24 protein-coding genes and 1 pseudogene are annotated in these 25481 nt (G+C 63.9%); 17 read left to right on the top strand and 8 right to left on the bottom strand.

The genetic code is table 11. From position 1 onward, the window contains the following. Nucleotides 1–37 precede the first annotated feature (37 nt). From CK944_RS01060 to CK944_RS01020, 9 genes are all read left to right on the top strand, one after another. Nucleotides 38–1066 (top strand): MoxR family ATPase, encoded by a 1029-nt coding sequence (locus CK944_RS01060; RefSeq protein ID WP_103171155.1) that lies wholly within the window; start codon nt 38–40, stop codon nt 1064–1066. A gap of 38 nt (nt 1067–1104) precedes the next feature. Continuing rightward, the gene (locus CK944_RS01055) at nt 1105–1926 is read left to right on the top strand and encodes a hypothetical protein (protein ID WP_239985936.1); all 822 of its coding nucleotides are present in this window, start codon (nt 1105–1107) and stop codon (nt 1924–1926) included. Continuing rightward, nucleotides 1923–2741: a nonribosomal peptide synthetase MxaA gene (locus CK944_RS01050; RefSeq protein ID WP_103171153.1), complete on the top strand. Its 819-nt coding sequence runs from the start codon at nt 1923–1925 to the stop codon at nt 2739–2741. The genes CK944_RS01055 and CK944_RS01050 overlap by 4 nt, the downstream gene beginning before the upstream one ends. Nucleotides 2742–2839: 98 nt before the next feature. Next, nucleotides 2840–3751, top strand: a complete 912-nt coding sequence (locus CK944_RS01045; protein WP_239985935.1) for a vWA domain-containing protein — start codon at nt 2840–2842, stop codon at nt 3749–3751. Further along, nucleotides 3748–4299 carry a hypothetical protein gene (locus tag CK944_RS01040; RefSeq protein ID WP_103171151.1) on the top strand — a complete coding sequence of 184 codons (552 nt, stop codon included), beginning with the start codon at nt 3748–3750 and terminating at the stop codon, nt 4297–4299. The genes CK944_RS01045 and CK944_RS01040 overlap by 4 nt, the downstream gene beginning before the upstream one ends. Continuing rightward, on the top strand, nt 4296–5234 hold the full coding sequence (locus tag CK944_RS01035; RefSeq protein ID WP_229665109.1) for a VWA domain-containing protein: 939 nt from the start codon (nt 4296–4298) through the stop codon (nt 5232–5234). Before CK944_RS01040 ends, CK944_RS01035 begins: the two co-directional genes overlap by 4 nt. A gap of 29 nt (nt 5235–5263) precedes the next feature. After that, the gene (locus CK944_RS01030) at nt 5264–5770 is read left to right on the top strand and encodes an SRPBCC family protein (RefSeq protein ID WP_229665110.1); all 507 of its coding nucleotides are present in this window, start codon (nt 5264–5266) and stop codon (nt 5768–5770) included. 253 nt (nt 5771–6023) lie between these two features. Beyond that, entirely contained in the window at nt 6024–8099 is a 2076-nt protein-coding gene (locus CK944_RS01025) for a TonB-dependent siderophore receptor (RefSeq protein WP_103171148.1), read from the top strand. Further along, the gene (locus CK944_RS01020) at nt 8099–9325 is read left to right on the top strand and encodes an MFS transporter (RefSeq protein ID WP_103171147.1); all 1227 of its coding nucleotides are present in this window, start codon (nt 8099–8101) and stop codon (nt 9323–9325) included. The genes CK944_RS01025 and CK944_RS01020 overlap by 1 nt, the downstream gene beginning before the upstream one ends. Nucleotides 9326–9346: 21 nt before the next feature. Here the strand turns inward: CK944_RS01020 and CK944_RS01015 are convergent, their stop codons facing one another. Further along, nucleotides 9347–10375: a siderophore-interacting protein gene (locus CK944_RS01015; RefSeq protein WP_158247932.1), complete on the bottom strand. Its 1029-nt coding sequence runs from the start codon at nt 10373–10375 to the stop codon at nt 9347–9349. Between the two features lie 499 nt (nt 10376–10874). Next, nucleotides 10875–10988 (bottom strand): annotated as a pseudogene (locus CK944_RS01010) (IS5/IS1182 family transposase); the annotation flags it as partial. A 399-nt stretch (nt 10989–11387) separates the two neighbouring features. Here CK944_RS01010 and CK944_RS23105 point away from each other — a divergent pair. The 5 genes from CK944_RS23105 (at nt 11388) to CK944_RS00990 (ending at nt 17375) form a co-directional block, all read left to right on the top strand. Beyond that, complete coding sequence (locus CK944_RS23105; RefSeq protein WP_158247931.1) at nt 11388–11570, top strand: hypothetical protein; 183 nt, start codon at nt 11388–11390, stop codon at nt 11568–11570. A gap of 513 nt (nt 11571–12083) precedes the next feature. Beyond that, nucleotides 12084–12761 (top strand): hypothetical protein, encoded by a 678-nt coding sequence (locus CK944_RS01005; RefSeq protein WP_103171145.1) that lies wholly within the window; start codon nt 12084–12086, stop codon nt 12759–12761. Then, a complete protein-coding gene (locus CK944_RS01000; RefSeq protein WP_103171144.1) occupies nt 12758–14899 on the top strand; it encodes a Mu transposase C-terminal domain-containing protein in 2142 nt (713 codons plus the stop codon). Before CK944_RS01005 ends, CK944_RS01000 begins: the two co-directional genes overlap by 4 nt. Before the next feature lie 2 nt (nt 14900–14901). Next, nucleotides 14902–15861 (top strand): TniB family NTP-binding protein, encoded by a 960-nt coding sequence (locus CK944_RS00995; protein ID WP_103171143.1) that lies wholly within the window; start codon nt 14902–14904, stop codon nt 15859–15861. A 2-nt stretch (nt 15862–15863) separates the two neighbouring features. Then, nucleotides 15864–17375, top strand: coding sequence for a TniQ family protein (locus tag CK944_RS00990; RefSeq protein WP_103171142.1), 1512 nt, complete (start codon nt 15864–15866; stop codon nt 17373–17375). A gap of 199 nt (nt 17376–17574) precedes the next feature. On the opposite strand, the gene CK944_RS00985 is transcribed toward CK944_RS00990, so the two are convergent. The 4 genes from CK944_RS00985 to surE form a co-directional block, all read right to left on the bottom strand. Further along, nucleotides 17575–17871 carry a PRC-barrel domain-containing protein gene (locus CK944_RS00985; RefSeq protein ID WP_103171141.1) on the bottom strand — a complete coding sequence of 99 codons (297 nt, stop codon included), beginning with the start codon at nt 17869–17871 and terminating at the stop codon, nt 17575–17577. Between the two features lie 64 nt (nt 17872–17935). Then, nucleotides 17936–19072, bottom strand: coding sequence for a LysM peptidoglycan-binding domain-containing protein (locus CK944_RS00980; RefSeq protein ID WP_103171140.1), 1137 nt, complete (start codon nt 19070–19072; stop codon nt 17936–17938). Nucleotides 19073–19109: 37 nt separating this feature from the next. After that, nucleotides 19110–19772: a protein-L-isoaspartate(D-aspartate) O-methyltransferase gene (locus tag CK944_RS00975; protein WP_103171139.1), complete on the bottom strand. Its 663-nt coding sequence runs from the start codon at nt 19770–19772 to the stop codon at nt 19110–19112. Continuing rightward, nucleotides 19769–20581 (bottom strand): 5'/3'-nucleotidase SurE, encoded by an 813-nt coding sequence (gene surE, locus CK944_RS00970; RefSeq protein ID WP_103171138.1) that lies wholly within the window; start codon nt 20579–20581, stop codon nt 19769–19771. Before surE ends, CK944_RS00975 begins: the two co-directional genes overlap by 4 nt. A 153-nt stretch (nt 20582–20734) precedes the next feature. On the opposite strand from surE, the gene CK944_RS00965 reads away from it, so the two are divergent. Both CK944_RS00965 and CK944_RS00960 read left to right on the top strand, forming a co-directional pair. After that, nucleotides 20735–21649 (top strand): sulfite exporter TauE/SafE family protein, encoded by a 915-nt coding sequence (locus tag CK944_RS00965; protein ID WP_103171137.1) that lies wholly within the window; start codon nt 20735–20737, stop codon nt 21647–21649. After that, on the top strand, nt 21649–22485 hold the full coding sequence (locus tag CK944_RS00960) for a TIGR02186 family protein (RefSeq protein WP_103171136.1): 837 nt from the start codon (nt 21649–21651) through the stop codon (nt 22483–22485). Before CK944_RS00965 ends, CK944_RS00960 begins: the two co-directional genes overlap by 1 nt. Nucleotides 22486–22503: 18 nt before the next feature. Here the strand turns inward: CK944_RS00960 and CK944_RS00955 are convergent, their stop codons facing one another. Further along, the gene (locus tag CK944_RS00955) at nt 22504–23460 is read right to left on the bottom strand and encodes an L-malyl-CoA/beta-methylmalyl-CoA lyase (protein WP_103171315.1); all 957 of its coding nucleotides are present in this window, start codon (nt 23458–23460) and stop codon (nt 22504–22506) included. A gap of 143 nt (nt 23461–23603) precedes the next feature. Here CK944_RS00955 and CK944_RS00950 point away from each other — a divergent pair, with 143 nt between their 5' ends. After that, nucleotides 23604–24464, top strand: coding sequence for a D-amino-acid transaminase (locus CK944_RS00950; protein ID WP_103171314.1), 861 nt, complete (start codon nt 23604–23606; stop codon nt 24462–24464). Nucleotides 24465–24569: 105 nt separating this feature from the next. Here the strand turns inward: CK944_RS00950 and CK944_RS00945 are convergent, their stop codons facing one another. Further along, nucleotides 24570–25478 (bottom strand): 1-acyl-sn-glycerol-3-phosphate acyltransferase, encoded by a 909-nt coding sequence (locus tag CK944_RS00945; RefSeq protein WP_229665159.1) that lies wholly within the window; start codon nt 25476–25478, stop codon nt 24570–24572. Between the last annotated feature and the right edge of the window lie 3 nt (nt 25479–25481).

Below are 25481 nucleotides of genomic sequence, written 5' to 3'. Positions count from 1 at the left end.
GTCCCGGCGCGGCACATCCGCCTATCCACGGTGATTCATGCTGCAAGACCCCAAAGCCTCGGCTGACTGGCTGTCCCGCCTGCGCGATGCCGAAGCGCAACTGAACGGCGCCATCCTGGGCCAGTCCCGCGCCATTCGCCTGATCCTGTTGTCTGTTTTGGCGCGCGGCCATGTCCTGTTGGCAGGCGATGTCGGCACAGGCAAGACCACGCTTTTGCGCGCTGTCGCCCGCGCCATCGGCGGCCCCTATGCGCGGGTCGAGGGGACGGTGGACCTGCTGCCCACCGACCTGATCTATGACGCGCATCTGGACGCCGATGGAAAGCCCCGCATCGAGCCCGGCCCGGCGTTGTCGAAGGGCGAGGATCTGTCGATCTTCTTCTTCAACGAGATCAACCGGGCGCGCCCGCAGGTCCATGCCATGCTGCTGCGCATGATGGCCGAGCGCAGCCTGACCGCCTTCCGCCGCGAATACCGGTTCCCGCATCTGCAGGTCTTCGCCGACCGCAATCAGATCGAGCGGGACGAGACCTTCGAATTGCCAGCAGCCGCCCGCGATCGCTTTGCCATGGAGATCGCGGTGACGGTTCCCGCCGAGCGTGACGACAGGATCGCCCTGGCCTTCGACACGCGCTTTCATGACACGGACGCGCTGATCGACACCATTACGCCGGGACTGCTGCCTTATCACGGCCTGAACGCTCTGGCCGTGCAGATCCAAGACAGTGTCCATGCCAGCCCGGTGCTGCAACGCTATGTCTTCGACCTGTGCGAAGCGCTGCGCGATCCTATCAGGGCGGGCTTGGCAATCGAGGGCGCGGATATGGTCCGGCTGGTGCGGGGCGGCGTTAGTCCACGCGGGATGCAGGCCCTGGTGCGCCTGGCGCGGGCTGCCGCCTGGGCCGAGGGGCGCGATGCGGTGCTGCCCCAGGACGTGCGCGAGGTCTTTGGGCCGGTCATGGTTCATCGCACCTTCCTTGGTTCCGCCTATGAGGCGCGGCGCGAGGTTCTGGTGCCTGCGCTGATGCGCGCTGCCTTCGACACGATCCCGGTGCCGGCGGAATGACGGCGGAACTGCACCTTTTCGATGCCCTTGCCTGGCGCATGTCGAAGGCACAGGCGGGTCTGCGCCAGGGTGTGCATCGCGGCAGGACGCGGGGTGCAGGAGAGGCTTTTGCAGACATCGCGCCTCTTCTGGCCCATCCGGACGCGAGACGGCTGGACATGCGACGGTCGCTGACCGATCCTCTTGGCGGTTTCTTTGTCCGCCGCTTCGAACGACCCACCGACATCACCCTCCATATCCTTGTGGACGGGTCGGCCTCGCTTGCGGCCGGGGCGTCATCCGACCCACAGGGTCTGGCGGCGCTGCTGGCCGGTGGGCTTGCACAAGCGGCCCGGCGCGGCGGCGATCTGGCTGCGGTGCAGGCCGTCGGAGGCGCCACGGTGCTGGCAGCATCGCCGTCAGCGCGTCATGCGGGACTGGGCGAAGAGGTTCGCCAGATGATCGCCCAGCTGACCCCTGCGGGTTCCGGCATCGGCGGTCTGGTGGATGCTGCCTCGGCGCTGCCACTGCGGCGGGTCCTTGTTGCGCTTGTGTCGGACTTCAACCTTTCCGAAACGGAACTTGACGCGCTTCTGGCGTCGCTTGATCCCCGGCCTGTGCTGCCGTTCTGGCTGCGCGACAGCGGGCTGGAGGAACCTCCGTCCGCCTTCGGTCTGGCCGAAGTCCGTGATCCGGAATCCGGCCGACGCCGAACACTGCTGACCACGCGCAGATGGGCGGCCCGCCAGGCCGAGGCAGGGCGGCGCCACAGGACGGCCCTGCGCGCCATCTTTGCAAGCCACGGCCTGCAACCCATCGAGATCCGCGACAGCATCGACATCGACCAGGTCATAGCCGCATTGGACGAGGTGTCCTTATGAAATGGCTGCTGCTGGCGCTGCTGCCCTTTCCTGCCTCGGCGCAGCCGGTCGTCACGGCGGAAAACCCCCATGCCTATGGCTGGTGGTTGGGCGACGAATTGGTGCAGCGCATCAGTATCGGCCTGCCACCCGGCGTCACCATCGATCCCGCCAGCCTGCCCAAGCCGCGCGCCGTCGATTACTGGCTGGACCTGCGCAGCGTCGAAGCCAAGGAGACTGACACGGAGCTGCGCCTGACCCTGCACTGGCAGAATTTCTACTCCGCACTCGAGCCGAGCCAGCGCGATGTTCCGCCGCAATCCATCCGCCTGACAGACAGAACCGCCATCCAACTGCCCGGCTTCGCCTTTGTCACCTCGCCGATCCGCCCGATCATGGCGCCCTCGACACGCGATCAGCTTCAGCCGGATCCCCGCTTCAGGTTGATCGACACGACACCTGCGCGCATCGGGTTGGGCCTGTCGCTCGCAGCGCTGACTCTGTCGGTGCTGGCTCTTGCTTGGCACCAGGCGCTGGGACCATTCCGCGCCCGCGCGGCCCGGCCATTCACGCGTGCGGCCCGCGCCATGGCCCGAAATCCCGATCGCCGGCTGCTGCATCGTGCCCTGGACGCAGCATTCGGTCGCGTCCTGATCCGCGCGGACCTGCCGCTTTTTCTGGCATCAAACCCGCAATTTCACCCCTTGGCGAACCGCCTGAAAGCCTTCTTTGCGGCCTCGGACACGACCTTCTTCGGCAAGGGCAAAGCGCCTGATCCGGCAGAGGTGGTCAGCTTGGCACGCGCCCTGTCCCGTATCGAGCGGGGACGGTCATGATCGGCTTCACCGCGCCTCTTGCGTTATGGCTTCTGCCCTTGGCCGGTTTGCCGCTTCTGACGCGATGGCTCCGGGCATCGGCCGTGCCAAGGTTGGACTTGCGGCCGGCCGAGGGGGCTTCGCGCACCGTCGATCACGGCATGACGGCTGCGGGAGTGATTGCGCTTGCGGCCCTGATCCTGGGATTGGCCGGACCATTCCTTCGCGGCGGCACCGCGCCCTATCGCGGCAACGGCACAAATCTGGTGCTGCTGATCGACCGCTCGTCCAGCATGGATGATACCTTCGCGGGCCGTGCCCCCGACGGGGCCGAGGAAAGCAAATCCGCGGCCGCCCGCCGCATCCTTCAGAACTTCATCGCCGAAAGGCCTGATGACCGCATCGGCATCGCTGCCTTCTCGACCGCACCACTACAGGTGCTGCCGATGACGACCAGTCGCACTGCCATTGCTGCCGCCATTGCGGCACAAGGCGAACGGGGATTGTCGCAGACCGATGTAGGGCGCGGGCTGGCCTTGGCGATGCAGATGACGCGCGATGCTTCGGGCCTGGGCTCGCGCGCGGTCGTGCTTGTCTCGGACGGTGCGGCGGTCGTCCCGCCCGAAGTTCAGGATCTGGTGCGCGAACTTGCTCTGGAACAGCAGGTCAACCTTTACTGGCTGTATCTTAGGACCGCCGGCGCAAGAAGCATCTTCGATCCCGGCAAGCCGGGCGAAGCCGATACCCCACAGACCCGTCCGGAACGCCACCTGCATCTGCTGCTGCAGCGGCTGGGCATCACCTATCGCGCCTTCGAGGCTGAAAGCCCGGAAGCCGTTGTCGAGGCAGTCGCCGAGATCGGCAAGATGGAAACCAAGCCGATCCTGACCGAACGCAGCCTTCCGCGACGGGAACTGGGCTGGCTGTGCTTCCTGATCGCCACGCTGGCCACCCTTGCCCTGACGGCCGCCCGTTGGCTTGAACGTCCCTTCGCCCCGGCGCGTCCCGCGCCCCTGGTGCGCCAACCATGAAACGATTTGCTCTTGTCGCGCTGCTGCTGTGCCTTGCCATTTCCTTGGCGGCATCGATCTGGTTCGGCCGTGCTGTCTGGCACGACCACCGCGACACCACCGCAATCCGGGACCTGGCCGCCGGGCGCGAGGCACAGCCAAGGCCAGACGCGGATCCACGCGCGATCCATGCACGCATCCTGTTTCTTGCTTGGCGCGACCGCCTGCCGGAGGCCCAGGATCTTCTGCCTTTGCTGGCGAGCATGCGGCCCGATCTGTTGGCAGAGGCAAGCTATGCGATGGGAAACGCCCGGATGCGTGCCGCTTTTGACCACATCGAGGAAGGAAGTTTCGAAGACGCCGAAACCGAAGTTTCTCTTGCCAAGGCGGCTTATCGCGACGCCCTGCGCGCGGTTCCCGACTTCCGGGACGGCAAGGTGAACCTGGATCTGGCCATGCGGCTTGTCCGGGATCTGCCGCGACCTGAGGCTGACGGCGAAACTGACCCCGATGCGCAGCCGCGACGGCTATGGACCGATCTGCCAGGACTTCCCAGGGGCGCACCATGAAAAGGCGGATCATTCTTCCTGCCGCGGCAGCAGCCTTGGCAGCCGTGGCCATGACCGGCCCCGGCCTTCAGCGTCCCCAAACCCTGACTGATGCGCTGCTGGTCGTGGACATCACCCGGTCGATGAACACCCGTGACATGGCCGGCATGTCCCGCCTTGATTTCGCCCGTCGCGCGCTCACGGACTGGATCGCTACGCGACCCTGCGGCAGCCGCATCGGGCTGGCCTTCTTTACCGAACGCCGCAGCCTGACCCTGTTCGAACCGGTGGAGATCTGCGCGGACTTCGCCTCAGTCAAAGGGGCGCTTGAAAGTCTCGACTGGCGCATGGCCTGGGAAGGCGACAGCATGATCCAGAAGGGTCTGGACCATGCACTGCGCCGTGCCGAGGGCTTTGGCGTGCCCCTGATCTTCATCACGGACGGGCAAGAGGCCCCGCCCTTGCCATACTCCGATCCCGCCAGGTTTGCAGGAAATAGCCCAGGCGGAGTGATCTTGGGTGTTGGCGGAGATCAACCCGCCCCGATCCCGAAATTCGACGATCTGGGCCTCGAAACCGGGTTCTATGAGGCAGGCGACGTGCAGCACGCCCCAGCCCGTTTCGGTGAGCCCCCGCCCGATGCCTCCGAACGCCCCGGCTGGCACCCGCGCAACAATCCTTACGGGGAAGCCGACCTGGAAGGGAGCGAGCATCTGTCAGCCTTGCGTGCGGACTACCTGTCCAGCCTGGCTGCAGACCGTGGCTTGGGCTTCCTGCGCCTTTCAGAGGGACCAGCAGCCCTCGACCGTGTCCTTGCCAGTCATGCGACCGGCAAGACCGTTACCGTCACCCGCAGCCTGTCGCCTATCCTGGCGACGGCAGCGTTGGTCCTGTTGCTGACACTTTGGGCCACCGGCAGCAGGCGCATCACCTTGGTCCGGAAGGAAACCACATGATATTTGGAAAGACTCTCGCAGCCGCCGGCTTGGCGACCGCCCTTGCCATTCCCGCCTGGGCGCATGGTCCGACGCCTCAGCAGGCTGAACAGAAGATCACCGTCGCCGCCGATCCGGATGCCGTCTGGCAAATCCTGCGCGATCCAGCCAGCATTGCAGAGTGGCATCCGGCCGTCGCCTCGGTGACGATGGAAGGCGAGGGCAAGGGTTCCAAGCGCAGCGTGGAATTTGCCTCAGGCGGCATAGTAATCGACGGCATCGACCGCATCGACGACGAGAAGATGGAGATCCGCTGGCGATTGAGCGAGGCTGACATCGAGGTATTTCCAGCCAGCTATTACACCAACAACATCATTGTTGCTCCCGCCGCTGACGGCTCCGAGGTAACCTGGACAGCCAGCTTCTTCCGCGCCGATACCACCAATGAACCGGAAGAACGTTTCAGTGATGAAGCTGCTGTTACGGCTATGGAGGCGCTTATCGGCGACGGGCTTTCGGGACTCAAGTCCGCGGCTGAGGGAGGTGGCCCGAGCTGAAGATATATAGCAATCCTCGATCGCTTTTGGCGTTTCCCCAAGAAATCACCCTACATACTGTCTGAAATGAGGGAGGTAACGTCCCAGCATGCCGTTATAGCGAGTTCTAGAATCTACATACTTGACAGTTTTAATAAGTTTATTTAGCGGGAGCCGTAGCTTGACCGGTTGCCCGTTCATCATGTGCAGGCGCGTCACCATTCTTGTGCCCCCACCGTGGGGCATTTTCTGCCATACTGCCTAAGGAGCCATCATGCATCGACCGTTGATCGCCTGCCTGCTTGCCGGTGTCGCGGCACTTCCCGCTATGGCTCAAGACGCCCCCTATGTCTTGTCCGAGATCACGCTGGAGGCGGAAAGCGACACCACGCTGGTTCAGGACGGCTATGTCCCTGGCATCAGTCGCACGGCGACCAAGCTGGACACGCCGGTCGGCAAGATCCCGCAGGCTGTCACCATCATCACGCAGGACCAGATCGAGGATCAGGCGCCGCGCACGCTGAACGAAGCTCTGGGCTATACGGCGGCGGCGAACCCGAACAACTACGGCTTTGACACCCGGTTCGACGCCTTCTTCCTCCGCGGCCTCCCGGCTTACTACAACGGCTATTTCCGTGATGGGCTGCGCCAATACAACGCGCCGACGGCATGGTTCAAATCCGAGCCTTACGGTCTGGAAGGAGTCGCGGTGCTGAAGGGGCCGAACTCGTCCCTTTACGGCGTCAGCGGACCGGGCGGCATCGTCAACCTGATCACCAAGCGCCCGAAGAACGAGCGCTACCGCGAGATCGAACTGACCACCGGGGCCAACGACCGCGCCCAGATTGCGGGCGATATCTCCGGTCCTGTCTCCGAAGGCAGCGAGTTCAGCTATCGCCTGACGGGTCTGGCCCGCAAGGCGAACAGCGATTTTCCGGGTTATGCGGATGACAAGACCTACTTCGCCCCAGCCCTGTCTTGGGACAATGGCGTGACCCGTGCAACGCTGCTGGCAGAGGTGTCGAATTCGCTGACGGGCGGAACTGCCGCATTCTACAGTCCCCCGTTTGGGACGCCAGGTTACGGGAAGCTTACAGATCTTTACGAGGGCGATCCCGACTACAACGACTTCGAGCAGGACCAGTGGCGCCTCGGCTATGAGGTCGAGCATGACCTGAACGACAGCGTAACGCTGCGCCAGAGCTTCCGGGCGGCAAGCGTTGACATCGACCTCGAATACAGCGGGCACTATCCCGTCGGGGCCGATCTGGCCCGCTATTGGGGGCACTACAAGGAAAACATCGACACGCTGGTGCTCGACAACGGTTTGCGCTGGAGCGTGAACACCGGTCCGGTGTCGCACGAGATCCTGGCCGGCATCGACATGACCCGCGCCGATTACAAATCGTATCGCCATGATGGTTTTATCTCGGCATCCGAGACGGCTGCAGCCGCCTTGTCTTCCAATGGTGCGCAGGAGCAGCGCCAGAAGGGCGTCTACCTGCATGATCAGATGCAGTGGGGCAACTGGCAGGCCTTTGCCAGCGCCCGCTGGGACAGTGTCGAGACGACCACGACGGCTCCCGACGGTTCAAAAAGCACGCAGGACGACACCGGCCGATCCGGCCGCCTGGCGCTGAGCTATGACTGGACCAACGGCATTATGGTGTATGGCAGCGTTTCGACCTCGTTCGCGCCCAATATCGGCTTTGTTTATGACGATCCGGCCGATGACAGCACGCAGAGGGCCGCTCGCCCGACGCAATCCACGCAGCGCGAGATCGGCCTCAAATACGCGCCCGAAGGCACAAACCTGCTGCTGTCGGCCGCCGTCTTCGACATCGATCAACGTGATGGCACGGTGCTTGATGTGTCGACCGGCGAGAACCGTCAGCGCCAGCTTGATCTGAACAGCCGCGGCTTTGAGCTGGAGGCGCAGGCCAACTGGGACAATGGATGGGGTGTGATCGCCAGTTATGCGCATCAGCGCGTCAAGACCGAGCGAGGGCTGCCCGGCACTGTTGGTAAGGAATTGTCTGGGGTGCCGAACGACACGCTGTCGCTCTGGGGCAAGTATGACGTTCAGTCGGGACCGGCAAGGGGTCTGGGGCTGGCGGCAGGGCTGCGCTATGTCGGGGAAAGCTATGGCGATGATGCCAATGCCATCACCAACGACGATCGCGTCTTCGTTGACCTGGGCGTCAGCTATCAGCCCGCGCAACTGCCGGGGGTCGAGATGCAGCTGAACGTCAAGAACGTGTTCGATCAGCAAAAGCAGACCTGCACGGCCGGATACTGCTATCGTGACGAAGGCCGCACCTGGACGGCGAGCCTGAGCCGCCGCTTCTGATGGCACATGGTGCAGGGAAGTCTGGACAGGCCGCGATCCTGTCCGGCCTTTGGGCCGCCTATGTCGCGCAGAGCGTGATCGGCGGTCTGACCTGGGGCGGACTGCCCGCCGTGCTGCGCGACCGGGGCCTGCCCCTGGACCGGATCGGCCTTCTGTCGCTGCTGATCGCGCCATGGGCGCTGAAGGTGCTGTGGTCGCCAGCGATCGAACGGTGGCGGCTGCCGCCGGGCCGGCCACCACGCAGCGCCTTGCTGGTCTTGCTCTTCGGTCTGATCGCCGTTCTGGGTCTGCTGGCCACCGGCGCCGTCGGCTTGGTGCCGCTGCTGCCGGCATTGGCCTGCCTGATGGTGGTGGCCTTCGCCACGGCAACCGCCGATGTCGTCGTTGACGGCCATGCGGTCGGCGCCCTTGCCCGCAGCGAGCACGGCTGGGGCAATGCCGCGCAGGTTGGTGGCGCCTATGTCGGATCAGCGATCGGTGCGGGGCTTCTGCTGGTCATGGTCGCCCGGATCGGCTGGACAGGGGCGGTCTGGTGCATGGCAGGTCTGGTGGCTGTTCTGCTTGTCTGGTTTGCCCTGACGGCGCGGGAGTCCGCGCCTTCTCCGGCCGGAGGTGCGCGTCCCAGTCTGCGCCGGGCACTGGCCCGACGGGACATCCGGCAGGGGCTGATGCTGACGGCAATCTTCGTCGTCGCCCAGAAGCTGTCCCTGGGAATGCTGGGACCGTTCCTGATCGACAGGGGCATTCCCCTTGCGACAGTGGGCCTGCTCAACGGCTTTGGCAGCCTGGTCCTGGGCCTCGTGGGGGCGCTGCTGGGCGGGGCAGCCGTCCAGCGATGGGGGGTGCGGACAACCATGATTGGCGCATTGGTGTCCCAGGCCATCCTCATGCTGTGCCTGGCGCTGAGCGGTGCCGGGATCGCCCTGCCGACCGCCTTGCCGGTCGCGGCCGGGCTCCTGTCCGGATCGGCGCTGTCGGCCATCGGGTTTACCGCGCTTTATGCCCAATTCATGCGGTGGTCGGATCCGGGCCAGGGCGGTGTCGACTTCACCCTGTTCCAATGCCTCGATGGGGCCCTCAGCATGGGTCTTGGCCTTGCCGCAGGGATCGTTGCGCAGCAGGCGGGCTATGGCGTCTTCTTCGGCCTTGCCGCCGTCCTGCCCGTTCTGGCAGTCCTGATGCTGCAATGGCTGGTGAAGACCCATACCCAAGCGATGTCGGCGTAAGGGAGAGGCGGCCGCCCGGGTTCAGGCGGCCGAACTGTGGTGCGGTTCTTCCGCCATCTCGCCGGCCACGCCGCGCCGCCAGTAAGCTGCGACCATGTGCCGGTCGCGCGGCATCTTCCAGACCGAACGGACGTGGCGGCGGATATCGCGGAACGCATCGAACTCGCATCCGGCCCAGACGTAAAGATCGTCGGAGGGCTGCCGGCGGGCAAGCGCCTCGACCAGCAGCCGCTTCGTGCCAGGCGCAGCGCCACGCCGATGCAGCCACTCCACCGGTCCGGCCAGATCCTGTTCGTCCTCGGGGCCGTTCACCTCGATGATCGCCTCGCAGATGGTCCCGGGCGATGCGGCCTCCAGCATGCGGGCGATGGCCGGCAGCGCCGTTTCGTCGCCCAGCAGAAGCACCCGTGGCGCCTGGGGGATGGCTCCGCCGCCCGGTCCCAGCAGACCCGCCACATCGCCCGGACGGCATGTCGCAGCCCAACCCCCGGCCGATCTCTCGGCAGTCGGATGAAGCACGAAGTCGATCTCGACCTCGCCCCGCGCCAGATCGACATGGCGGATGGTGTAGACGCGCACCAGCAAGGTATCGGATCCAGCGGGGAAGCTCAGCGCACCACTTGCCGTCAGCATCGGCCACACAGGCGGCAGGTTTGCTGGCCAATCCTCCGGAGGCAGGAGCAGACGGACGTGAAGCTCATCCAGCGGCAGGTCTTCCAGGTCCGGAACAGAGAAGGTGACCCTTTGCATGGTGGGGGTCAGGCGGCGCGATGCCGTGACGCGGACCTCGCGGAAGAACGGCGGAACGCCATGGGACTGTCCGTCGCCCTCCCAGTGCAACTCTACCTCCTCTGCGAGATACTCTCCGATATGATCCACGAAGATCAGCTTCATGTAGCTGAGGCCGATAGGGTTGACGCCTGTTGCCTCAACGAGAAGCGTCTCACCGTCCCGCCGCGCCTCGAAGCTGCCCAGCGGGATCTGCATCCGCCACGGACCCGCCTCCGTTCCCGTGATATATTCCGGATGATCCGCCGCGAAGCGGAACATGGCAGCGGCGCTACGAGGATGGGTAAGCCTGGTGTTCGCGTGCAGCATCGGCGTCTCTAATGCAGGAGGTTTCTGGCTGCGCAAAGCGTGGCTGGCATCCATGTAACCCAAGATATTGGTGGGCGGCTAGAGCGGCATGCATACCAACGGAGACATATTTATCCCCGCCACGGCAAAATGATCGGCCGCTGCCTTCCGGCATACAAAAGAGCATCAGAAGATACTCTTGCTTACCGAGAGCGGAGCATGGTCAGCACAATAGGCCTCTTACCATTCAGCAGTTGGCGCGTTTGCCGGCTCAATGCTCTTTGAGCAGATGGACAGAACCAGCGTCAAAGTTACCTCCAGCTTATCTCAAGAGGAGGTAAGTTACCTCCAACTTCTGCGGACGAGAGGTAAGTGCGTGATCGATTGTTACAACGGTGACAATTGAACTGAGCTCCATCCCCGCGCAAGGTCGAAGCAAGTCAGCGCCTGAGGAAGGAAGCTCGTCAGACAAGATTATGCCGCTGAGCACGCGCCGATCATCAACACGAGGCTTGCCATGGCTCTTGGGGAAAAAAGGCTGCGGGCGCGCCATCTGCACGTCCGAAAGCCAGAAAAGGTTGCTTATCGTTCAGTCTCCTTGCAGAGGCTGAATCACGCCAGAGGCTCAACATCGATGGGTCCTGAGCATAGCCGTCTGGTGTTTGACGATCTTCTGCTCGACCGTCGAATGCACCGTTCCGAAGAGCGCCGCAAAAGATTAGCCGGTCGCCGTGCACTTACTCTAACTTATCCGGCAGTGGAGTAAGTTACTCCAATTTATCCCGGCATGGAGTAAGTCTGTGATCGTGTTTTCAGGGTTGGAAGCTTTGGCACGTGACGGTCATCGCTGATCGCCCGTGCAGCCTAAGCCGTATTCCATGAAAGCAGGTGACAGACCCACTCGCCCGCAGCGTCGATCAAAGCCGGATCTGTCTGCGAATTTTCGGCCTTGTCATCGGCTTACCAAACTTCCTATACTCTATACATGAACCTGACCTCGCCCACCAATCTGACCACTGCCCCACTTGTAGCGGATGCCAGTGTTTGTGGTGAACCAACTCTGAGCCGCCGAATCAGCGCGAAAGAGATGGCCGGTCAGCATCATTTTGCCGGCGGCATCGCTTTGTCGATCCGTGTGCGGCAAGAAGTTCAGTCCCAGATAATATAATCTTCTCGGCTGCTTTCGCATTCGTCTGACGGCGGGTGCCGAAACGCGGCCGCACAGGCATTTGTGGTTGGCCAGCCTTGGCGAACCATCGCTATTGTGTGGGCCAGAGTTACGACACCTGAAAAATAGACGCTGTGCTTTATTTTCGCTTCAACTGATTGATTTGGAACAGTTTCTGTGAAGATGGCCTGAAACGTGCTATGCATTGCCAATGAACAGCATCCCAGGGAGGCACGATGATGAGGACCTGAAAACAAGGACGCCCGACCTGCGCCAACAGATCGAGCGTCTTTAGAGGCAGACCGAAATCCGCCAGTCATGTGGTTTCCGCTTAGCATTTCCCGCTCGGGAATGCAAGCCTTCGGACTGTCCTCTCGAAAACCAGAAGCCCCCTGTGCAGAGGCGAGCGAACCCGCAGTTGCGGGGCGAGCTTCGACACCCTCCGCGCAAGGCAACGCCATTTTCCTCGTCCACTTCCGGGCGAGGACGGGAAACTATTGTCGAGAGACAGATATGCTTGAAGATGAAAACGGCTTCGCCGTCCTGCATGAGCCCAGCCTAGGCAACCGCCGTCCAGCCACCGCCTCGAAGGGTCACTTCACCGGTCACCTGATGGTGGGCGAGTGGCCCGGGCGGTTGCTCTACACGGAAAGCCTGCTGGAGCAGAACTGGGCCCACTGCCTTGATGTCCATCCCATGACGAAGGTCCTCCGCGAACAGGTCGCTTTCGAGTGGCAGGCAGCACCGCGCAAGTCCCGGACGCACTATTTCGACCTTCTGGTGGAGCAGGTCGATGGCCGACGGATCGCCTATCCCGTCAAGCCTGAGGTGCGCCTTACGCCGAAGTTCATGGCTGAAATCGCCCAGGTTGCCCAACAGGCCAAGATGTCCGGGTTTGTCGATGATGTGCGGCTGCTGACGGATGTCGATCTGGACCCGATTGAGCTGTCAAATGCCCGGCTGACTTACGGCATGCGCAAGCCGGACGCGGAAGCCGACGCGGCAGCCGCCGATGTTCTCGCTGGAAGCGCAGGTGTCGCTTCGCTCGGCGAACTGACGGCCCGCATTGGCCTCGGGGCAAGGGGGTATCGAGCCTTGATCCGGTTGGTTCGGAAAGGCCGCCTTCGTTCCGTTCGTCATGAACGACTGACCCACGACACCGAAGTCTTCCATGTAGGAGAACCGGCATGAACATCCAGTTCGACCCGAAGCGTCACCACTATGCGTTTGGCTTCTATGACCGTGTCATGATCGACAATCAGGCCTGGCGCCCCGTCAGCAGCAACGAGGTCGGCTGGGTCATGAGGCGTCCGGAGGAGGGTGGCATCGCTGTTCAGTTCACCCACGCCGAGCTGAGCCAGCTAGGCGCATCCGGTCGGATCCAGACCGAGCGCAACTACTTCACAGCCAAGTCAGCGCAGCGTCGCTCAGACGAGACGGACACGTTGATCTCTCTGCTGACCGACAAGCAGCAAGATGACGTCTTTGCTCGCGAGATCTGGGTGAAGTCATTTTTTGAATTGGAACGGAAGAGAAAAATCTGTCGAACGGATCTTTCGATCGAAACCAACATGGGTGAACTCAGAGGTATTGCTCTTGATCATGCAGAACATCTGAAAGGACCGAGTGCCTCCCATGCATCTGCCGGGTTCCAGTTCAGAAAGCGCCCGAGCTCAAGAACGCTGCGGAAATGGCTGAAGGCCTATGAGGCCGACGGCTTGGCAGGGCTTGTTGATCGCGCGCGATTTCGTGGAAACCGCAGTTCCTCATTATGTCCCAGCGCTATCGGGCTTATGATGTCCGAAGCGCGAGGATACATGCACCCCGATAGGCCTACAATCCAAGTGATCGTCGAGCGTGTTCAGGGCGCTTTCGAGAAGAAGAATGCCGAACTTGCTGCCCAAGGCTTACCTGTTCTCGTCACTCCAAGTCGCGAAACCGTGCGCCGAGCCATTCGTGGGCTCGATCCGTATCATGTCGAACTCCGCCGGATGGGGGCAGCCGCCGCCCGCAAGAAGTTTGCGCCGGTTGGCAAGGGGCTGTCGCTGAGCCGGCCCTTGCAACGTGTCGAGATGGACGAATGGAACATCGATATCATCGTAAAGCTGGCCGAAGCCGGGTTGCTTGACTGGTTCACGTCAGATGAGCGTATGGCACTTGGGTTGGATCGTGAGTCTTTCCGGTGGACGGTGACTGGGGCGATGTGTGCAACAACCAGGTGTATTCTCGCCTTGGTCATGACACCCTCTGCGAAGGCCAGCGCAGCCATCCAGGCGGTCAAGATGGTGCTGTCTGACAAGGGGGCACTGTCCACCGCAGTCAAGGCTCATGGCCAGTGGTATATGCATGGGTTGCCGGAAGAGGTCGTCACCGATTGCGGGCCGGCGTTTCGGTCTCAGGAGTTTCAGACAGTCTGTGCGGATCTGGGTGTCTCCGCTACGCGGGCCGTCGCCGGGGTGCCGGAACTGCGCGGCCGGGTCGAGCGCCTGTTCCGGACGATGTCCATCAATCTCCTTCCTGAACTCGCTGGCCGCACCTTCTCCGGCATCGCCGAGAAAGGCGACAGCAACCCGTCGGATCGGGCTTGTCTGACAGTGAACGATCTGGCCTTCGTGCTGGTCCGCTGGGTTGTCGATATCTATCACAACACCGAACATGAGGGGCTTGGCGGCGAAACGCCTGCGCAATGCTGGGAGCGCCTGACGGCTCAGTTCGGCGTGACGCCACCACCCGACACCCGCACCAGCCGCCTCATCTTTGGCCAGAAAATCCGCCGGACCTTGGACAAGAGCGGCATCAGGGTTCTCGGTGCCCAGTATCACTCTCCCGGGTTGGCGGCCCACTTCATGAGCCGGCGCAATCGCGAACTCGAGATCCGCTGGCTGCCCAGCGACATCGGCGCCATCGAGGTTCGTATCGATCACGACTGGATCACCGTGCCTGCTGTCCTGGAGGACCTGCACGGTCTCAGTGCGCAGCTCTGGATGTCGGCCGTGCGCGAGGTCAGGGCTACAAACCCCGACCGGAAACGCCATGACGACGCGGTCATCCGTGCAGCGTTGCGCGACATTCGGGGCCGCTCCGAAGACGCGCAAGCGGCCATCGGTCTGATTGTGGATGACTGGTCTGATGATCGTCTGCGCCGCGAAGAGCAGAAGCTGATGATCGGCTTCGATGTCGGCCCAAATAAGCCTTCCGCACCCCGTAATGGCGGCATCGGCCGGTCCATCGACACCGCTGCCGTTTCCGATGAAAGCATCCCGGTGCAGAAACCTAGTGCGCCGACGGCCAAGCCCGCGCGCAGCGGCAAGTTCAAGCTGGAGGACTGAGCATGATCGATCACGCCAAGAACGCGCGCATCATGCTGTCGCTGCGCACCCGCCATGTCACGGGGCCTCGGGACGCCGAATTCCGATCCCACCTCGAACGCCTTCTGCGTCGCGATGACGCCGGAAACCTGGCCGCTGAGGCGGTCAGGTATTCGGCCACCGGTGAAACCCGTGGTATTCTCGTGGTGGACGGCCCGGGCGGCGGGAAGTCCACAACTGTCGCCCATCAGCTTGCGACCCTTCCGGCTTTGCAGGTCGGGTCTCAAGGGACTCCAGCCTGGCTGGGGGTAAGCGTGCCCAGCCCGGCAACGCTCAAGAGCATGGGCTGCGAGATCCTTCGGCACAGTGGCTATCCGAACCTTTCGGACAGGCGCGAGGTATGGAGCATCTGGGATCAGATCAGGTCGCGCCTGAAGATGCTCGGGGTATGCGTGCTCTGGATTGACGAGGCCCACGACCTGTTCTGCAAAGACAGGGCCATGATCCTGCGGGCCCTCAAGTCGCTGATGCAAGGCGATGAGGCGGTGATCGTGATCTTGTCCGGCACTGAGCAGCTGCACGAGATCATCCGAAGCGATCCGCAGGTCCAACGGCGGTTTTCCACCATGCAGTTGCGGCCGGTCTGCGCCGCAACCGACGGGGAAGACTTTCACGATCTAATCGAGGCCTATTGTGCACAGGCGGACCTGAGGTCGCACCTGTCTGCTGATCTCGTCGCGAGGCTGTTCCATGCGTCGCGCTATCGGTTTGGGCGCAGCATCGAAACTGCCCTGAACGCCATCGAGGCGGCGCTCGGCAGCGGCGACGATGGTCTGACCAACGACCATTTCGCCCAAGCTTGGGCCATGCTGGAAGGCTGCGCCCCGGGACGAAATGTCTTCCTGGTCGATGATTGGAGCAGCATCGACCCCGACCGTGATGACAGTGAGCCCATGGTTCGGCAGCGCGGACGGAGGCACTGATCATGCTGCAGTTGTTTCCGCACCTGCGGTTCGAGACTGATGAGACTCCGGCATCCTGGGCCGCTCGTCTGTCGGTGCTTCATGGCTGTTCCACCCTCAGGACGTTCCTGTCTGATCAGGGCATCGCTTCTTCGGATTTTCTGCACGGGCGCCGCAGCGTCATCGATCGCCTCTGCGAGGCTGCAGGGCAGGACGCTGCGCCAGTCTGGCACAACACTGCTGCATCCGTGGGCAATCAGAACTTCACCCTTCGCGCCGAACCTCTTCCGGCCTCCATGATGGTGAGGGAGGAAACGCGGTTCTGCCCCCTCTGCCTGCATCAAGACGACCTTCTTGGTGGCGACCCGGGGATCTGCCGACGTGACCGGTGGGCTTGGAGCCTTCGTGTCGTGACGACTTGCCCGGAGCACGGCATCGCCCTGATCTATCGGGGTCGGGATCACCGGGACAAGATGCAGCGCAAGCTGATTGAACATATTCCGGAGCGGGGCGGCGCCCTTGTTGCCTTGGCGGAAAAAGCGACGCGCCGGGAGCCATCACCCCTGCAGACCTACGTGCTGGGCCGCCTCGAAGGCCAGTCAGGCCCTCAGTGGCTGGATGGACAAACCCTCGAACAGTCGGTCAGGACAACACAGATGCTCGGTGTCGTCATGGCCTTTGGCACCACGATCAACCTGGGGTCTGTCGACCGAGACGGCTGGGACCTGGCGGGCCGTATGGGGTGGAGATGGGTGGCAGCAGGTGAACCCGGCCTGCACTCCGCCTTTGCAGAGCTCCAGGCCGCGGCCTTCGAGCGAGGGCAGGGAGGGCAGAACTATTTCACCGTGTTCGGCCATCTTTATCGCTGGCTGCTCGAGCCAGGAAATCGCCCGGATCATGGCCCCATCAAGCAGTTGTTGCGCGACTACATTCTGCAGAACATGGATGTCTGCGTCGGGCGCGACCTGCTGGGTGAACGCATCGAACGCCGAAGGAAATACTCGGTGCAATCGCTTGCCCTGCAGTCCGGTCTGCATCCGCAGACCCTCGGCAAAGTCTTGGTCGAGCGCGGATTGATCGGGGCGGAGAATGCGGACAAGCCTGCCTCCATCCTGCTGGTTGATGCAGAAGAAGGTCGCCAAGCGGCGGCTTCGCTGAGCCGTTCGGTTCCGTTCGTGCAGCTGCCTGCGCTGCTGGGAGCAACTCGACCGATCGCCAGCTGCCTGATCGACCTCGGCGTCCTCACGCCGCTGACCCGCAGCCAGGGAGAGAACACCCGAGACAAGTGCGGTTTCGACGCCCTGGAAGTAGAGCAAGCTTTGGAGCAGATCCATGTCATGGTGCCGGAGATGTCGGATGTGCCAGCGGAATGGGTATCGCTGAACCAGTGTTCGAAGCGTGCGCGCATCCCGATGCGCGATCTGCTGCAGATGATCCTTTCGGGTAAACTTCGGCAGATCGGACGCGCGCAGGGAGAACTCGGGTTCAACTCGTTGCGAATCAGCATCGAGAACATTCGCCTCGTGGCCTCATAATTGGCCAAGGATCCAAATAAATTCGGGAATGGCCGCCTCAGGCGGCCATTTTTCTTGAACTTTCGATGGCAGTTTTATGCGTGTCGAATGGCAACTTCGTCCGCCGTCTGAAGAGAGGCAGCCGCGTATACGCTGAACACGATGGTAGTTTTACGTGTGTCTGCACATGAGGGCGGCTGGAACGCCGCCCCCGCTCAACCTAGTCCCGGTGTTCGGGCAGGGCTTTCAGATCTTCCTTGCTCCAACGCGACACGGCATGGACGACGCCATCGCCGTCGCGCATCACGTCCAGGTCCGATACCGGCACCAGGACGGGCTTGGATCCGATGCCCAGAAACCCGCCAACGTCGATCACCACCTGCGCATTGCTGCCAGAGCCATGCACATGCGACACGCTGCCGATCGTCTGGTCTCCGGGGCCATAGACGGATGCGCCCGTCAGCACCGCATCGGTCAGTTCATCCGGCAGAAGCCGGGGATGTTGGGAATGGTCCATGCCTTTCCTCCATTGGCTTGTCGATAACGGGCCAACGCGGCTGGCAGGCGGTCGTTCCTTGTCTTCAGTTGAGGTACTTTTCCGGATCGACGCTGTCGAAGCCCTGGCGGACCTCGAAATGGACGAAGCCTCCCCGGCCCGCCTTGCCAAGGGACTGGCCGGCGGAAACGGTGTCCCCCTTGGCCACGTCCAGACCGTCGAGGCCCGTATAGACGGTCATCAGGTTGCCATCGTGGCGGACCACCACGATGGGCGTGCCGGTCGTGTCCTGGGTGACAGCAGCCACCGTGCCGCGACCGGCAGCCTTGACCGCCGTCCCTGCAGTGGCGGAAATGTCGATGCCGTCGTTCTTGCCCTTTTCATAGACACGGATGATCGACCCCGACACCGGCATCTGGAACCGGCCCCCGGCGGAAGCGGCGGTCCGCGTGGCACCCAGATCGGTCGTCGGCGCGGCGGGGCCGGGATCGGCAGCGGGTATGGTGGTTTCGGAAGGCAGCGGACGTTCGGCGGACGGCGGACGCGGGGTCGGGCTGCCGCTGCCCGGTGCGGTTGTGACGATGGCCGGATCTGGCGCCTTCTGCCCGGCCACGGGGACGATCAACCGCTGCCCGACGCGCAGCGTCATGGACGAGGGCAGGCCGTTCCAGGCCGCCAGATCCTGCACGCTGACATTGTATTTGCGGGCGACCGACCAAGCGGTCTCGCCTGCGACGACCACATGCTGCGTGGGATTGGCAGGACCGGACGCGGGTTGCGGGGTCGTCGCGGCCGGCGATGGTGTGCTTCGCGCCGACTGTCGCGCAAAGGGATCGGACACGACAGCCCGCCCACCCGGGGCGGCTGCCGCCCCGCTTGCGCCGAGGCGCTGAGGCAGGACCAGAACCTGTCCCGCGCCCAAGGGGGCATTCGCGGGCAAGGCATTGTGCTGGGCCAGCCGCGCGGCATCGACGCCCAGCCGAGCCGCGACGGACCCGATCGTATCCCCGCTGCGTGCCACCGCCACCTGATAGGTCGGAAAGGTGATGACGCCGCGATCATCCGGTTGCGGACGCGGCGCGGCACTGGCGGCGGCATCGGCCGTGCTCAGGGCACCGGGCATCCAGCCGCGCAGGTCGGCATCAAAGCCCGTGGCGCCGCATGAAGCCAAAAGAAAGGCAGCCGCCCCGACGTTGGCGGCCCGTCGAAAAGTCCTGCTCATGTCCGTCGTCCTCAACCTGCCGTGCCGCAGATCCGGGTCATGTCGGTCCCAACCCTTCGACCAGCGGCACAAATCGCACCTGCCGCAATTCGTCATAGTCATAGCCGGTTTCCGTCCGGGTGACGCGGATCAACGTCTGGACCGCATCGGACTGCCCCACCGGCACGACCATGATACCGCCGATCTTCAACTGTGCCAACAGCGGGCCCGGCGGATCCTCGGCCGCGGCGGTGACAAGGATGCGATCAAAGGGCGCCTGATCGTGCAGGCCGCGCGAACCATCGGCCACCTGGGCGGTGATGTTGTGCAGGCCCAGGTGACGGAAGATCGCCTCGGCCTCGGTCACCAGGCGGCGATGACGGTCAACGGTATAGACGCGACGGCACAGACCCGACAGCACCGCCGCCTGGTATCCAGACCCCGTCCCGATCTCCAGCACGGTGTCGCGCGGGCCGGGGTTCAGCGATTGCGTCATCAGGCCCACGACGGATGGCTGGCTGATCGTCTGCCCGCAGGGGATGGGCAGGGGCGTGTCCTCGTATGCGCGGTCGGCGAACTGGCCGCGAACGAACAGGCCGCGGTCGATCCGTTCCATGGCCGCCAGCACCCGCGGATCGGTGACGCCCCGCGACCGCAACTGGAACAGAAAGCGCATCTTGCGCTCGGCGGGGTCGTCTTCGTCGTCGTGACCTTCGTTCATCGGCTCTCCGCCCTGGGGCTGTCGTCGAACAGGTTTTCCATCTCGCGCAGCGACACATGGCAGGTCAGGTCGGCCCGCATGGGCGTGACCGAGATGAAGCCGTCCATGTTGACCGCCACATCGGTGCCGGGTCGGGCGGGGGCGTTCTGCGCGCCGCCCGCGGCCCACATGAAGCGGCGGCCATTGGGCGCGGTATGGGGCACGACGCGGAAATTCGTGCCCTGCCGGCGCCCCTGCGGCACCACCCGCGTCCCACGCACCGCCGATGCCGGGACCGGGGGGAAGTTGATGTTGTAGAACAGCCGGAAATCGGCATCCGAGGTCCAGTCGCCATGATCCAGCAGCCGCCGGATCACCGCCGCGCCATGCTCGCGCGCGCATTCGAACGGATCGGCCAGGCTGGCCGTCTTCGGCCCCAGGTATTGCGACAGGGCGATGGCGGGAAGGCCCTGCAACGCGGCCTCCATGGCCCCGCCGATGGTGCCGGAATACATCGCGTTCTCGCCGGAATTGTTGCCCCGGTTCACGCCCGACAGCACCAGGTCGGGCGGCGCGTCCGCCATGATGTCGCACAGGGCGGCCAGAACGCAGTCGGCCGGGCTTCCCTCGGTCGCATAGCGGCGTTCGTCCAGCCGCGCCACCATGGTCGGGTGGGAATAGCTGATGCAGTGGGCCACGCCCGATTGTTCAAAGGCGGGGGCAACGGTCCAGACCTGGCCCGAAGGGCCGGCAAGCGTGGCGGCGATCTCGGCCAGAACCTCGAGCCCCGGTGCGTTGATGCCGTCGTCGTTGGTGATCAAGATGCGCATTGTCCGGCCGGTCCTGGGGCGCGGAAAAGCGCCAGTTCACGTCTTCGTTCCTGCTTAGCGGTGCGGTCCACGCGCTTCAAGCGCCCGAAAGCGGTTTGACGGCATTGCCGGGCCGTTGCATCCTTTTCCACAACGCAAACGGCGCGCGGGTTCATGCAGATCTACCTTCCCATCGCAGAAGTGTCCGTCAATGCCTTCACGCTGATCGGACTTGGCGGGCTTGTCGGCGTGATGAGCGGGCTGTTCGGCGTGGGCGGCGGCTTTCTGATCACGCCGCTGTTGTTCTTTATCGGCATCCCGCCCCCCATCGCGGTGGCGACGGGCGCGAACCAGGTCGTCGCCTCGTCGGTTTCCGGCGTGCTGGCCCATGTCAAACGCAAGAGCGTGGATTTCCGCATGGGGGGCGTTCTGCTGGCGGGGGGCCTTGTCGGATCCTGGATGGGGGTCTGGGTCTTCACGCTGCTGCAGGAACTGGGCCAGGTCGATCTGGTCGTGCAGCTTTGCTATGTCGTGTTCCTGGGCCTGATCGGCGCGATGATGCTGCAGGAAAGCATCCGCGCGCTGCGCCGGTCGTCCAAACCCGGCCATCGCAAGCGGCTGCACCAGCACAACTGGGTCCATCGCTGGCCGGTGAAGGTCAAGTTCCGCGCCTCGGGCCTGTATATCAGCGTCTTCCCCCCGCTTCTGGTGGGGCTTGCGGTCGGCGTCCTGGCCGCGATCATGGGGGTGGGCGGCGGCTTCATCATGGTGCCCGCGATGATCTATCTGCTGGGGATGCCGACCAAGGTCGTCGTCGGCACCTCGCTGTTCCAGATCACCTTCGTCACCGCCTTCACGACGCTGATGCACGCCGTCAGCTATAACACCGTGGACATCATGCTGGCGGTGCTGCTGATCCTAGGCGGGGTGGTGGGCGCGCAGTTCGGCACCACGCTTGGCGCCAAGCTGCGGGCCGAACAGCTGCGGATCCTGCTGGCGCTGCTGGTGCTGGCGGTCTGCGGCAAGCTGGCGCTGGATCTGTTCCTGACGCCGGACAACCTGTATGTCGTCCAGCCGGGTATCGGCTGATGCGGGGACGGATCGCCGCCTTGATGCTGCTGGTCTTGTCCTGCACGGCAAGCGCGCAATCGACCGTCCCGCCGGGCGGCGCCGACGCCCTGCCGATCGAGGCCGGGCCGCCCGATGCGCCCCCTGCGGAAACCGTGGTGGCGGGGCTGTCCAGCGACAGCGTGGCGATCACCGCCAGCTTCGACGGATCGGACATCCTGATCTATGGCGCGATCAAGCGCGAAAGCCCCATCCCCGAAGGTCCGCCCCTGCAGGTGATCGTCACGGTCGAGGCGCCGTCCAGCGGCGTCACGGTCTGGCGCAAGGAACGCAAGGCAGGGATCTGGGTCAATTCGCAATCCGTGCGGATCGGCGCGGCGCCGGGCTTCTATGCCGTTGCCACCTCGGCCGCGCTTGATGACATCCTGCTGCCCGAGGCCGACAATCGCTATCGAATTTCGCTTCCCTTGGCGATGCGGGCCTTTGCGGGCCAGGTCGCCGTCGAAAGCGCCGTTCCCTTCACCGAGGCCCTGATCCGCATCCGCGAGGACGAGGGCCTGTATCGCCTGGACGAAGGCAGCGTGTCGCTGATCGACCAGACCCTGTTCCGCGCCGATGTCAGCCTGCCCGCGAACCTGGTCGAAGGGGCCTACAAGACACGGATCTTCCTGCTGCGTGACGGGCATGTGATCGACGTTTTCGTGGCGCCGATCAACGTGCGCAAGGTCGGCCTGGAACGCTGGCTGTACCGGCTGGCCTTCGACCAGCCGTTTCTTTACGGCTTGATGTCGCTGCTTGTGGCGGTGGCCGCAGGCTGGGGGGCATCGGCGGCCTTCCAGAAGCTGCGGCGGCCCTAGACCGCCGCAACGGGAAGGTCATCCCGCGATCAGTTCCGCCTGCCGCACGATCACCTCGGCCTGCTTGATCGAGGCGATATCGACCAGCCGCCCCTTGTAGACCGTCGCGCCCGCGCCCTCGGCCTTGGCCTTTTCCATCGCGGCCAGGATCTCTCGCGCCTCGGTGACGGCGGCTTCGCTGGGGGAAAAGACTTCGTTCGCAAGGGCGACCTGGCTGGGATGGATCGCCCATTTGCCGACCATGCCCAGGGTGGCGGACCGGCGGGCTTGGGCGATGAAGCCGTCCTGGTCGCTGAAATCGCCGAAAGGCCCGTCCACCGGCAGCAGCCCATGGGTGCGGCAGGCGGCGACGATGGCCGTCTGCGCCCAGTGCCAAGGGTCGGGCCAGTATTTCTGCCCTTCGCGGATCATGTAATAGTTTTCCTGCGTCCCGCCGATGCCCGTGGTCGCCATGCCCATCGAGGCCGCGAAATCCGCGGCCCCAAGGCTAATCGCCTGCATCCGGGGGGATGAGGCGGCGATCTCCTCGACATGGCAGATGCCTGCCGCGCTTTCGATGATCACCTCGAAATTGATGCGCTTGGTGCGACCCTTGGCGCGTTCGATGGCGGTCACCAGGGCGTCCACCGCATAGATGTCGCTGGCGTTCCCGGCCTTGGGGATCATGATCTGGTCCAGCCTGTCGCCCGCCTGTTCCAGCAGATCCACCACGTCGCGATACCAGAAGGGCGTATCCAAGCCGTTGATCCTGACCGAAAGCGTCTTGTCGCCCCAGTCGATGTCGCCGATGGCCTGGATGATGTTGGCCCGTGCCCGATCCTTGTCGGCGGGGGCAACCGAATCCTCCAGATCCAGGTTGATCACGTCGGCGGCGGACTTTGCCATCTTCTCGAACAGGCTCTCGCGCGAGCCGGGGCCGAACAGCTGGCAGCGGTTGAGACGGGCAGGGGGCAGAGGCTGGGTGCGAAAGCTCATGGACATGTTCCGAAAAGATTTGCGTCGATGCCAGCAATATTCTTTCGCACCTGCAGCATCAAGCCCGGACCTTGGTTTGTCTTGACGACGCGGCGCTTTGGGCGCAGGACCGCTGCCACAACCGCGGAACCGAAGGGGACACCATGACGCGCACGGTCTATGTAAACGGCGAGTACCTGCCCGAGGATCAGGCCACGATCTCGATCTTCGACCGGGGGTTCCTGATGGCCGACGGCGTCTATGAGGTTGTCAGCGTTCTGGATGGCAAGCTGCTGGATTTCGAAGGTCATATGGTCCGGCTGAAGCGGTCGCTGGGCGAACTGGCGATGGACAACCCGCTGTCGGACGACGAATACCTTCGGGCCTTCCGCGCCCTGGTGGAAAAGAACGCGATCACCGACGGGCTTGTCTATCTGCAGGTCACGCGGGGCAATCCGGGCGACCGCGACTTTGCCTATCCCCCGGCGGGCACCGGGCCCACGGTGGTGATGTTCACGCAATCCAAGCCCGGCCTTGCGGATGCACCTGCGGCAAAAACGGGCTGGAAGGTCATCAGCATCGAGGATGCGCGTTGGGCGCGCCGCGACATCAAGACGGTGCAGTTGCTTTATCCGTCCATGGCCAAGATGGAGGCCAAGGCCCGCGGTGTGGACGACGCCTGGATGGTCGAGGACGGCCTGGTCACCGAGGGCACCAGCAACAACGCCTATATCGTCAAGAACGGCACCATCGTCACCCGCGCGCTGTCGAACGACATCCTGCACGGCATCACCCGCGCCGCTGTGCTTCGCTTTGCCGCCGAGGCGCAGATGCAGGTCGAGGAACGCAGCTTCACGATCGCGGAAGCGCAAGACGCAGACGAGGCCTTCATCACCTCGGCTTCGGCTTTCGTGATGCCGGTGGTGGAAATCGACGGGGCGGCCGTGGGGACGGGGCAGGTGGGCCCGGTGGCGACCCGCCTGCGCGAGATCTATCTGGAGGAAAGCCGCAAGGCCGCGGTCTGAGCCGGATTTCCTGCCCTTGCGGGCAGGCGAAGGCCGGGGGCTGACTGCCCCCGGACCCCCGTGGATATTTCCACACAGAAGATGAAGCGGGGGTGGGACTGCCGCCTAGGCCAGGCCTTCGGACCCGCGCACCAGCCGAGCCCCGCCGCGATCCTGCATCAGGCGCGCGGCATCGGGGCCGGGCGAGGGCAGGGCCAGCACCGCGTCGCGCAGCACGTTGATCGCATCCTCGCCCCTGGGCAGGGTCGCGGGGTCGATGGGGGCACCCACGGTGATGCGGTAAGGCTGGCTGCGCTTGTTCAGGACCTCGTTGAACAGGGTCACGTCCCGTAGTGTGGGATGGACCGCGTCCAGCAGGTAGAACAGCGCCGAGTTGCGCGCCCGGATGTTCATCGGGATGACCGGCACGCCGAACTTGCGCGCGATCATCGCGGCGCTTGCCATCCAGGGCCGTTCGTGCAGCGTCAGCCCCTGCCGCTTGGCCAGACGGCCTGACGGAAAGATCAGCCCGATCCGGCCCGCCGCCAAGGCCTCGCGCGTGTAATCCATCGTGGCCTTGGTCTTGGCATGGCTGCGCTTTTCCATGCGCCATTCCACGCCTGCGATCAAATCCGCCGTCTGCGGCAGCACGCGGATCATGTCGTGGTTGGCATAGATGAACAGGTCGTCGCGCAGATGCGACATCAACGCATGGACGACGATCCCGTCCGCGATGCCCGTGGGGTGGTTCGACACGATCAACGCGGGGCCGGTCGCGGGGATATGCTCCATCCCCTCGACCCGGACATCGCGGACGATCAGGTCGGTCATGCGGCGCATGATCTCGGGGGTGGGCAGATCCCGGAACTCGGCACCCAGCCGGATCGTGGTCGGATAGCGCAGCAGGCCCATCATCGCCCATTTGGCGATGCGGTGATGCGGCTTGCCGGAATAAAGCCAAGGCGCCCGTTCTGCGATCAGCGGGTCCAGGCGGGCCTGCATCTCGGCCCTGGCATCGGCGTAACGGTCAGTCATCCC

Origin of the sequence: Paracoccus sp. SY (genome assembly GCF_002901215.1) — a bacterium.
Lineage (GTDB): Bacteria > Pseudomonadota > Alphaproteobacteria > Rhodobacterales > Rhodobacteraceae > Paracoccus > Paracoccus acridae.
Note: the sequence above shows the minus strand (reverse complement) of the source record. Positions and strands in the feature narration are given on the sequence as shown.

Coding starts and splice junctions, on each gene's coding strand:
- CK944_RS00960 (WP_103171136.1), top strand. CDS start 21,649: ATGCGGGGACGGATCGCCGCCTTGATGCTGCTGGTCTTGTCCTGCACG.
- surE (WP_103171138.1), bottom strand. CDS start 20,581: ATGCGCATCTTGATCACCAACGACGACGGCATCAACGCACCGGGGCTC.
- CK944_RS01035 (WP_229665109.1), top strand. CDS start 4,296: ATGAAAAGGCGGATCATTCTTCCTGCCGCGGCAGCAGCCTTGGCAGCC.
- CK944_RS01055 (WP_239985936.1), top strand. CDS start 1,105: ATGTCGAAGGCACAGGCGGGTCTGCGCCAGGGTGTGCATCGCGGCAGG.
- CK944_RS00950 (WP_103171314.1), top strand. CDS start 23,604: ATGACGCGCACGGTCTATGTAAACGGCGAGTACCTGCCCGAGGATCAG.
- CK944_RS01060 (WP_103171155.1), top strand. CDS start 38: ATGCTGCAAGACCCCAAAGCCTCGGCTGACTGGCTGTCCCGCCTGCGC.
- CK944_RS01020 (WP_103171147.1), top strand. CDS start 8,099: ATGGCACATGGTGCAGGGAAGTCTGGACAGGCCGCGATCCTGTCCGGC.
- CK944_RS00955 (WP_103171315.1), bottom strand. CDS start 23,460: ATGAGCTTTCGCACCCAGCCTCTGCCCCCTGCCCGTCTCAACCGCTGC.
- CK944_RS01040 (WP_103171151.1), top strand. CDS start 3,748: ATGAAACGATTTGCTCTTGTCGCGCTGCTGCTGTGCCTTGCCATTTCC.
- CK944_RS00965 (WP_103171137.1), top strand. CDS start 20,735: ATGCAGATCTACCTTCCCATCGCAGAAGTGTCCGTCAATGCCTTCACG.
- CK944_RS01050 (WP_103171153.1), top strand. CDS start 1,923: ATGAAATGGCTGCTGCTGGCGCTGCTGCCCTTTCCTGCCTCGGCGCAG.
- CK944_RS00985 (WP_103171141.1), bottom strand. CDS start 17,871: ATGGACCATTCCCAACATCCCCGGCTTCTGCCGGATGAACTGACCGAT.
- CK944_RS00975 (WP_103171139.1), bottom strand. CDS start 19,772: ATGAACGAAGGTCACGACGACGAAGACGACCCCGCCGAGCGCAAGATG.
- CK944_RS00990 (WP_103171142.1), top strand. CDS start 15,864: ATGCTGCAGTTGTTTCCGCACCTGCGGTTCGAGACTGATGAGACTCCG.
- CK944_RS00980 (WP_103171140.1), bottom strand. CDS start 19,072: ATGAGCAGGACTTTTCGACGGGCCGCCAACGTCGGGGCGGCTGCCTTT.
- CK944_RS01025 (WP_103171148.1), top strand. CDS start 6,024: ATGCATCGACCGTTGATCGCCTGCCTGCTTGCCGGTGTCGCGGCACTT.
- CK944_RS00995 (WP_103171143.1), top strand. CDS start 14,902: ATGATCGATCACGCCAAGAACGCGCGCATCATGCTGTCGCTGCGCACC.
- CK944_RS00945 (WP_229665159.1), bottom strand. CDS start 25,478: ATGACTGACCGTTACGCCGATGCCAGGGCCGAGATGCAGGCCCGCCTG.
- CK944_RS23105 (WP_158247931.1), top strand. CDS start 11,388: ATGAACCTGACCTCGCCCACCAATCTGACCACTGCCCCACTTGTAGCG.
- CK944_RS01000 (WP_103171144.1), top strand. CDS start 12,758: ATGAACATCCAGTTCGACCCGAAGCGTCACCACTATGCGTTTGGCTTC.
- CK944_RS01005 (WP_103171145.1), top strand. CDS start 12,084: ATGCTTGAAGATGAAAACGGCTTCGCCGTCCTGCATGAGCCCAGCCTA.
- CK944_RS01015 (WP_158247932.1), bottom strand. CDS start 10,375: ATGTTCCGCTTCGCGGCGGATCATCCGGAATATATCACGGGAACGGAG.